Annotated in this window: 8 protein-coding genes; all 8 read right to left on the reverse strand. The window is 43.7% G+C overall.

The features are described from left to right. Positions 1–65 precede the first annotated feature (65 nt). Positions 66–1,164, reverse strand: a protein-coding gene (gene prfB, locus CHH91_RS14325; protein WP_141234170.1) for a peptide chain release factor 2 whose coding sequence is annotated in 2 segments (ribosomal slippage) — positions 66–1,100 and positions 1,102–1,164 — 1,098 coding nt in all. Because the reading frame shifts where the segments join, the coding sequence is not laid out codon by codon here. Positions 1,165–1,256: 92 nt separating this feature from the next. Beyond that, positions 1,257–3,773 (reverse strand): preprotein translocase subunit SecA, encoded by a 2,517-nt coding sequence (gene secA, locus CHH91_RS14330; RefSeq protein WP_095224131.1) that lies wholly within the window; start codon positions 3,771–3,773, stop codon positions 1,257–1,259. 722 nt (positions 3,774–4,495) lie between these two features. Then, positions 4,496–5,068, reverse strand: coding sequence for a ribosome hibernation-promoting factor, HPF/YfiA family (hpf, locus tag CHH91_RS14335; protein WP_095224132.1), 573 nt, complete (start codon positions 5,066–5,068; stop codon positions 4,496–4,498). A gap of 174 nt (positions 5,069–5,242) precedes the next feature. Beyond that, the gene (gene fliT, locus CHH91_RS14340) at positions 5,243–5,596 is read right to left on the reverse strand and encodes a flagellar protein FliT (protein ID WP_095224133.1); all 354 of its coding nucleotides are present in this window, start codon (positions 5,594–5,596) and stop codon (positions 5,243–5,245) included. Further along, complete coding sequence (fliS, locus tag CHH91_RS14345; RefSeq protein ID WP_095224134.1) at positions 5,596–5,994, reverse strand: flagellar export chaperone FliS; 399 nt, start codon at positions 5,992–5,994, stop codon at positions 5,596–5,598. Before fliS ends, fliT begins: the two co-directional genes overlap by 1 nt. 22 nt (positions 5,995–6,016) lie before the next feature. After that, positions 6,017–7,543 carry a flagellar hook-associated protein 2 gene (locus CHH91_RS14350; protein WP_286160792.1) on the reverse strand — a complete coding sequence of 509 codons (1,527 nt, stop codon included), beginning with the start codon at positions 7,541–7,543 and terminating at the stop codon, positions 6,017–6,019. 15 nt (positions 7,544–7,558) lie between these two features. Then, the gene (gene flaG / locus CHH91_RS14355; protein WP_095224135.1) at positions 7,559–7,915 is read right to left on the reverse strand and encodes a flagellar protein FlaG; all 357 of its coding nucleotides are present in this window, start codon (positions 7,913–7,915) and stop codon (positions 7,559–7,561) included. A gap of 306 nt (positions 7,916–8,221) precedes the next feature. Continuing rightward, positions 8,222–9,067, reverse strand: coding sequence for an STAS domain-containing protein (locus CHH91_RS14360; RefSeq protein WP_095224136.1), 846 nt, complete (start codon positions 9,065–9,067; stop codon positions 8,222–8,224). Positions 9,068–9,215 lie beyond the last annotated feature (148 nt).

Here is a 9,215-nt window from a genome sequence, read left to right on the forward strand (position 1 = left end):
ATCCTTTTCTTTGAGATGGAATAACGGTTCAGCTTGTTATGTTACAGGAATTTTACAAAAAGCTCTTAAATTGTGGAACGCAAGTATGCATTGATGAATGGATCCAGCTGACCATCCATTACAGCTTGTGTATTCCCGGATTCTTCATTCGTCCGATGATCTTTTACCATGGAATATGGATGGAATACATAGGAACGAATTTGGCTTCCCCAGCCAATTTCCTTTTGTTCCCCGCGAATTTCGTTCAGCTCTTGCTGCTGCTTCTCAATTTCAAGCTGATACAGCTTCGCTTTCAGCATCTTCATTGCGTGCTCACGGTTTTTGATCTGTGAACGCTCGGATTGACATGTCACGACAGTATTAGTAGGAAGATGTGTAATCCTTACGGCAGAATCCGTCGTATTGACGTGCTGTCCGCCGGCACCGCTGGAACGGTACGTATCGATTTTCAAATCCTCTGTCCGAATGTCCACATCGATATCATCGTCGAATTCTGGCATCACATCACAGGATACGAATGATGTATGACGACGGCCTGAGCTATCAAATGGGGAAATACGCACAAGACGGTGCACTCCTTTTTCAGCCTTCAGATAGCCATACGCATTCAAACCTTTGATCAACAGCGTTACACTTTTCACGCCAGCTTCCTCACCAGGAAGATAATCAAGCGTCTCCACTTTGAAGTTATGCTTTTCAGCCCAACGCGTGTACATACGAAGCAGCATGCTCGCCCAGTCCTGAGATTCCGTTCCGCCGGCACCTGGGTGCAGCTCCAGAATCGCATTATTCTTATCATACGGCTCACTCAAAAGCATAAGCAGTTCGAATTCATCCATTGCTTCACGCATGGAGACGATTTCTTCCTCCAGCTCATTGCGAAGATCTTCATCGTCTTCTTCCTTCACCAATTCGAAACTAACATCCAAATCCTCATGCTGGGATACTAGCTTTTCATAGCCTTCCACTGATTCCTTCAAGCCATTGGATTCATTGATGATCTTCTGTGCTCCTTGCTGGTCATCCCAGAATGACGGCTCAAGCATCAAATCTTCTAACTCGGCAATACGGGCTTTCTTCTGATCTAAGTCAAAGAGACCCCCTAAAGTCAGTTAGTTGTTTTTCCATTCGATCAAGTTCATTTCTGATTTCTGCTAATTCCATTTTCTCTCACCTCATATAAGTCTATAACACACACCATCATACTCTATGACTTGGACAGAACCCGTGCAACCACTTGCGCGGGTTTGTCAAAATCACTGACCATGGCAGTTTTTGTATTTCTTGCCGCTGCCGCATGGGCACGGATCATTTCGCCCTATCGTGTCACCTTTGACAACTGGAGCTTTTTTCTTTTTCTTATCGCCTTGTGTTTCATCGCCACTGACAGCTTGGACACCTTTGGCAACTTGTTCACGCTGCAGGTTATCGCGGATTTCTGCTTTCAGTACGTAACGCGTAACTTCTTCCTTGATGGAACTAATCATCGCTTCGAACATATTGTAGCCTTCCAGCTGGTATTCACGAAGCGGATCGTTCTGACCATACGCGCGCAGGTGGATACCTTGGCGAAGCTGATCCATCTGATCGATATGATCCATCCATTTCGTATCAACTGTACGAAGCAGGATAACTTTTTCGAATTCGCGCATTTGATCTGGAGTCATTTCTTCTTCCTTCTGTTTCAAATGCTCACCGATTTTCTTAAGCAGCAATTCTTCAATTTCTTCTTCGTCTTTGTTCTTCAGCTCATCGACTGTCAGCTTGTCCTGTGGAAGCAGGTTGGCATGTACATATTCCACCAATGCATCCAGCTCCCAAGTTTCCTCTGAATCGTCAGCAGTATGTGCCTGAACAACCATATGAACCGTATCGCGGACCATTTCATCGATGATAGCATTCAGGTCATCGCTATCGATTACCTCAAAGCGCTGTTTGTAAATGATTTCCCGCTGTTCGCGAAGGACATCATCATAAGAAAGAACTGTTTTACGTGAGTCGAAGTTATTCCCTTCCACTCGTTTCTGAGCTGATTCTACAGCACGCGATACCATCTTGCTTTCAATCGGCGTGTTGTCATCCATGCCTAGACGATCCATCATGCTGCGCATGTTATCGGAACCGAAGCGGCGCATCAGTTCATCTTCCATAGACAAGTAGAACTGTGTCACACCTGGGTCACCTTGACGTCCGGCACGACCGCGAAGCTGGTTATCAATACGGCGGGATTCATGACGTTCTGTCCCGATAACAGCAAGTCCGCCAAGCTCTCTTACACCTTCACCCAGCTTGATGTCTGTACCACGGCCAGCCATGTTCGTTGCGATGGTCACTGCACCTTTTTGACCAGCATCCTCAATGATCTCCGCCTCACGGTGGTGGTTCTTCGCATTCAATACATTATGCGGCACACCAGCACGTTTCAGCAGCTTGCTGATCAGCTCGGAAGTTTCGACAGCTACTGTACCGACAAGCACAGGCTGACCAGTTTCATGACGAGCCTTGATTTCCTCTACAACCGCACGGAACTTGCCTTCCATGGATTTAAAGATGTAATCAGCTTTATCCTGACGCGTGATATCTCTATTCGTCGGAATCACAAGCACGTCCATATTGTAAATGTTACGGAACTCTTCTTCCTCTGTCTTCGCTGTACCGGTCATACCAGCAAGCTTTTTATACATACGGAAGTAGTTCTGGAAAGTAATCGATGCCAGCGTCATGCTTTCATTCTGGATCTGCAAACCTTCCTTCGCCTCGATTGCCTGGTGAAGACCGTCGCTGTAGCGGCGTCCTTTCATCAGACGTCCTGTAAAGCTATCAACGATGATGACTTCATCGTCTTCTACAACGTAGTCCGTATCTCGCTGCATCGTCACATGGGCTTTCAATGCCTGGTTGATATGATGCGTGATGGATACATTCTTCAAATCGAACAAGTTTTCCAGCCCGAAGAATTTCTCTGCCTTGTTGATACCTTCCTCAGTCAGAAGAACGGACTTAGTCTTGATATCATTCGTATAATCTTCTTCCTTCTTCAACACACGAACAAAGGAATTAGCTTGTGTATACAAGCTTGCTGATTTAGCAGCTGAACCGGAAATGATCAATGGTGTCCGCGCTTCATCAATCAAGATGGAATCGACCTCATCGATGATGGCAAAATTGAGCGGACGCTGTACCATCTGGTTCTTATACAGCACCATGTTGTCACGCAAATAATCGAAGCCAAGCTCGTTATTCGTGCTATATGTGATATCTGCCGCATATGCTTCCTGCTTCTGCTCACGTGTCATGCCCGAGCTGTTCTGTCCGACAGTCAACCCAAGGAATTCGAATAGCGGACGGTTATTCTCCGCATCACGTCCTGCAAGATAGTCATTGACTGTGACAACATGCACACCTTCGCCAGATAAAGCGTTCAAGTATGCAGGAAGCGTACTTGCAAGTGTTTTACCTTCCCCTGTTTTCATCTCGGCAATATTTCCGCCATGAATGGCGATACCGCCTAGCAACTGGACATGGAAAGGACGCATGCCGAGTACACGATCAGCTGCTTCTCTTACGGTTGCAAATGCTTCTGGCAGCAAGTCATCCAAGGACTCGCCATCCTTATAGCGCTTTTTGAATTCATTTGTCTTTTCTTTTAATTGTTCATCTGTATATGCTCGATATTCATCTGCTAATGTTTCTATTTGTTCGGCTGTTTTCTGGGCACGGCTGACTTGCTTCTGCGTACCGTCTCCAAACACCCGTTTAAGTAGTCCACGCATAATAACGCTCCTCTTTTAAATCAAAAAAGTATAGTCCAAAAATAATAATAACACTAGGTTTAGCGGTTTACAAGAAAGGGAAACCAGCTCCTTCCAAAAACAAAAAAACAGCGGCGCCCAGTCCCGGGACGCCGCTTTACATGGAAGGAGTGCCATGTCAGACATTCGCAATATTGTAACCGCTACTCCAGCCGCATGAGCCACCATCAGTTGGAATGCGCAGCCCCAAGGGAGGAGGCTGCGATATCCTGGTGGAGTCTTGCGGGGGAAAAGGAAGACTGCCCCTCAGAAGACACGTGATCTGGAGGACAGATCCCGCTGCATTTGTTCGATGCACCAGCGTTCGAGCTGCTCTTGCTTCCATTGAAGTTCCGCCAGCCTTCGATTGGTTGCTGCGATGATCTCGAGCAGCTGTGTGATCGTATGCTCATGCTGTGTGAGTTGGGAATGGGAGACTCGGTGGACAGCATAATCTGAATCTCTGATGGTCAGTACCTCCTTTTGTTGTAGCTGACTTATTTATATCATGGGACTTCCGAAAGGAAAAACGACCGTTTTCGTAAAACGATGAAGGACTTCCTCCATAAAACACTAGAATTCGCCATCATCCGACAGCTTTCATGCCAATTTTTAAGTGATTTTGAAATATTCCTTCTGCGTTTTTGCAAAACGGACCAAATTAAAAGGCAGACGCAAATGCGTCTGCCTCGTTCCAGTTTTCTTTAGGTAGGCTCGATAAGCCCATATCTTCCATCTTTACGCTTGTAAACGACATTTGTGTCTCCACTCGTCGCATTCGTATATACGAAGAAGCTGTGACCCAGCAGATCCATCTGCAAAATCGCTTCCTCGGAATCCATCGGTTTCAAGTCAAAACGCTTGTTTCGCACAATCTCGTACGGGCTCAGATCTTCTTCTTCCTCCGTTGCGACGACAGCACTTGCTGCACTTTCATTCTCCATTGCAGCGAATGCATGCTTCGGTGCATCTCCGCTTTGACGGGAGCGTCGATTCACTTTCGTCTTATGCTTTTTGACCTGACGTTCCAGCTTCGTAACAACCAGATCAATTGCAGCATATAGATCTGAATGACTTTCCTCTGCCCGCAACAGCAGGTTCTTCATCGGAATCGTCACTTCAATCTTCGACTCATTGTTATGCACACTCAAGTTTACGTGAGCCTCGGAATCCACCGGGGAATCAAAATATCTCTCCAGTTTGCCTACCTTCTTCTCGATGTAGTCCTTGATCGCTTCTGTAGCCTCGACATTCTCGCCACGAATATTGTACTTCATAACAAGTGTCCTCCTTTCATCCTTATGAGGATACTTTCTACATTCCCTTTACAATACCTTCATAAACACAGAAAAGAGTCAGAAAAATAAGAAGTTTAATCGAAAATTGTCACGAATCGCTCAACAAAACTTTACATAAGAAAAGTGCCTGAACCAAATCGGTTCAGGCACTTTTTATTTACGTTTATCGAGGAACCTGCCGTCAAGCGTATGCATGCTGCCATACGGGTTTATATATTTCTTGCCGGACTGCTTCTGCTTCTTAATTGTACGAATATCAGTCTTTAACTGGTCGAAAATATTTTGGACCTGCTTGCTGATTCTTTCATTCATCGGCAGAAGCTCTTTCCCCAAAAGATTTTCCTCCGTCGAAAAAGGCGGCTTCAGCTCCTCCATCTGTCCAGAGCGGACTTCTAAAAGTGCTGTAAGGGATTGGACGATTTCTTCCCGATTCTCAGCTGTTACCGGCTGGCTGACGAGTGTGTCTAGCTGGGCAGTCGTATCAAACAGTGCCTGCACCCGATTCATCAGACAGTTGCTCCTGTACCGAATTGCTGTTTGCGGGTTTGTTTTACGACTTCTTTCCATGTGTCGCGGAAATCGGTAATCAAATCCAATGCACTGCTGAGTGCTCGCTGATCGTTGTGGGTATTAGCTTGGATAAGCTGGTGATTGATGAAATCATACAAAGGCATGATCTCTTTTGAAATTGGTACCTCCGGGTCAAGAGTGATCATCAGCTCCCGCACGATGTTCTGGGCTTTTTGAATATTTGTGTTCTTCGCTTCAATATCCTTCTTCTCAATGGCTTGCTGGGCAAATTTGATGAACTTGATACAGCCGTTGTAAAGCATGAGCGTCAGCTCACCTGGAGAAGCGGTCTGGACAGAATTTTGCTGATACGCCTGGTAATTTTGTACCGACATGATTGTATTACTCCTTTAGCGCTTATCCTCCGAAATTGGATGTTAGATAAGCGGATTGTTGGTTCATTTGGCTGATTGCGGTCTCCATCGCCGTGAATTGACGCCAGTAGCGATCTTCGACTTGTGTGAGATAGTCTTGGAAGCTGTCTATGCGGTCCTCGATGTCATCAAGTCGTCTGCCAAGCGTAAACTGCTGGTTTGTTTTGTCTGTACTACCTGCACGCTCTGTAATAGTATCCATTGTTGCATCCAGCGTATCTTCAATTCGGTTAATGATGCCGCGTCCTGATCCTTTGACATCATTTGAGAACAGCTTATACACACCATCCGGATTTTCCCTAAGTGCAGCTTTCAGCTTATCTTCATTAATAACAAGCTTACCATTGTCCAAGTAGTTATTAGATGTCTCGATACCAATCTGTGCAAGCTGAGTAAACTCCCCGCCAGTTTCAACATTGTCATACCAAGCCGAACGCAATGAATAAAGACCGTTTTGAAGGGCTGTTTCCCCCTTAAGCATTCCGCTCTTCGCTTTTTCTTCCCAAAGCTTGATTTCATCTTCCGACATTTCTTTTTTCTGATCATCTGTTAGAGGAGGATAATCTCGGTATACTTTTTCGCTCAGTTTTGCGTTTGTATCTTCTATGATTTTATTGTAGGAGTCCACAAAATCCTTGATTTTATTGTAGGCAGCATCGACATCGTTATCGACTGTAATCTTAACTGCACTTTCTGTTACTTCATTAAAGTTGAACGTTACACCACTAAGGGTGTAGCTATTTTTATTCGAGGTAATTTCAAGTGCTCCATTGTAGGTGAATTTTGCATCTTGTGCACCTTTTTCATTATTTGGATCGAGCTTTAGAAATGAACCAAGAAAGTTATTTGTATCAAATTCAATCTCTTTACCATCTACATTTTCGTTGAATTTACCGGTATCTTTCTTTTCCATTACAACTTGGCCAGACTGCTTATCATAGAAAGCACGTACACCTGCATCTGAGTTTGTAATTTGCTTTAATATGCTGTTCAAGCTGTCTGTTGTTTTGAATTCAAAGCTATGTTCTTTAGCAGTACCATTCTCATCATAAGTTGTGAAAGAGAATTTCAAATCATCTGCTGTAACTTGCCCATTAGCGAATGTTTGCTCACCAATCGCTGCATCAGGATCAAACCCCGCACCAGCAATACTGCCTGTACTTACGTTAATTGCTGAAGATGCAATTTGACTCACTTGAATGGAATAAGATCCATTAGATGCACTGGAGTCTGCTGTTGCAGTAATTGCAGAACTTGTTGATGAAGTAGTCTTTACATTATAAGTAGTAGACAATTTCATGTTAAATGCACTAGTATCAAAGCTTTTCAGTGATGCGTTCACTTCACGTAAAGAGTCCTGCTGCCATGTCAGTTTAGTCTGTTCCTGCTGCATTTTATATAATTTCTGACGTTCAGCATTCATTAACTGCTCAACAAGAGAATCCGTATCCATTCCGGACGCAAGACCCCCGACTCGCATGGAGTTGCTGCCTGAAATACTATCTACCATATGATCACCTGCTCCTTATATTTTCTTATCAACGAGAAGTCCCATGAATTCTGCCATTTTGGCATATGCATCCAAAAGCTTCTTCGGCGGAATTTCCTTTATGACTTCTTGCGTATCTGAATCAACTACTGTCACAAAATAGCGATCCAATTCTTCATGAAGTTCAAATTTCATGTTTGTGTGTGTTGGTTCCAGGAATTGATTCATTGTTTCGATCACTTTTTCGATATCGGATTTGTCATAATCGATATACGGTTTGGAGGCATCTGAAGCCGTCTCCTGTTTATGTAATACTGTGTTTGCTACTGGACGACTTTCGCCCGAGGTGTGTGTAATATGCTGTGAAGCAGAAGAAGATAATTTGTCTATCATCAAAAAGCCAACTCCTTGCACATGCGTTTCTTTTTATATCGGCAGGATAGGCAGGATGTGTAGAGATGTAAATAAAAAAGCACAAAAAAAACGGGTACAGCAGTTGTACCCGCCTTTCCTAAAAATCAATAGAGAATACCGCTATTGATTAGGAGTGCTTAATCTATCATGCAGGAATATTGGTGGTAATCTTCTCGAACGTCTGTCCTTTTTAAAGTCTACCTACCATATATCGATCAGTTTCACCATACTAGCGCGGACGCCCCCGGGACAGAGGCAATCAACTTGTCAGTAGTTTCACACATATTATTTGATCGAGATACGATTACTTGTACGGATTGCCTGCGTCAATGTAGCCGTTGTTCTAGCGTTGAAGCTAACACCAAGCTGAACCGCAGTTTGCGCGATTTCCGGGCGCATTCCTGAGATTACCGTTTCGACACCGACTAGCTTCAATGCTTCTACTAGATAAAAGATTTGCTGTGCTACCATTGTGTCGATGATGATGACACCAGAAAGATCAATGAATAATAGATCCACATCCTGCTTAGTACAATCTCGGAGGGTATTCTCCAAAATAAGTTTTGCACGGTTTGTGTCAATATCCCCTACCAATGGCAGAAGTGCTGTCGTATCATTTAAAAGGATTACTGGCGAACTAAGTTCATTGATCATTTCCTGCTGAGCCTGAAGTTTCCGGTTTGAGTAATGATGCATCTCTTCGGTAACTTTAAGGATTACCTGATCAAAAGCTGTAATAATTTCACGATTCCAAAAATCGAGCATTTCAGGTTTAATAGTGTCTTTATGTAAAGTATAAAATTCATTTATTAAGTCTAGATGCTGTCCCCGAGTTACAACAAATTCACGGATTATTTGATGAGTCGGCGTACTCAAGTGATTCTCATCACGAGCTGTAGAAATAATCCACTCTTCAAAGCTCTTATTGAAGGTCTCCTTATCCTCAATGAAAATACGGAAGAAATGAAGATGAAAATCGTAGTTTTGCTTTTTGAGGTTTTGAATGGTCTCTGGATCAGTGGATGCGTAAACGCCTGAACTTTTGGATTTATCAAGCTGCTCATACCATCTGTCGTTAAGTTCCTTCGCTTTTTCCTTTAAAAATAAATATAAGTCCTTATTCCTATGCATATTCCTGCTCCTCCTAGGGATTCATTTGACATCATTCCTGTTTAAATATACGTAATTTCGGCTTTTTTGTAAATTTATAAGAAAATTTCTGGAAACTGACCCATTCTCTTGTACTAGGAAGAATAGACCCCACCCTGTACCCATATAG

The sequence above is a fragment of the Virgibacillus sp. 7505 genome (assembly GCF_002272135.1).
Lineage (GTDB): Bacteria > Bacillota > Bacilli > Bacillales > Amphibacillaceae > Terribacillus.

Bases quoted from the DNA above. Each gene is read 5' to 3' on its own strand.
- secA (WP_095224131.1), bottom strand. From the start codon at position 3,773: ATGCGTGGACTACTTAAACGGGTGTTTGGAGACGGTACGCAGAAGCAA.
- hpf (WP_095224132.1), bottom strand. From the start codon at position 5,068: ATGAAGTACAATATTCGTGGCGAGAATGTCGAGGCTACAGAAGCGATC.
- fliT (WP_095224133.1), bottom strand. From the start codon at position 5,596: ATGAATCGGGTGCAGGCACTGTTTGATACGACTGCCCAGCTAGACACA.
- fliS (WP_095224134.1), bottom strand. From the start codon at position 5,994: ATGTCGGTACAAAATTACCAGGCGTATCAGCAAAATTCTGTCCAGACC.
- CHH91_RS14350 (WP_286160792.1), bottom strand. From the start codon at position 7,543: ATGGTAGATAGTATTTCAGGCAGCAACTCCATGCGAGTCGGGGGTCTT.
- flaG (WP_095224135.1), bottom strand. From the start codon at position 7,915: ATGATAGACAAATTATCTTCTTCTGCTTCACAGCATATTACACACACC.
- CHH91_RS14360 (WP_095224136.1), bottom strand. From the start codon at position 9,067: ATGCATAGGAATAAGGACTTATATTTATTTTTAAAGGAAAAAGCGAAG.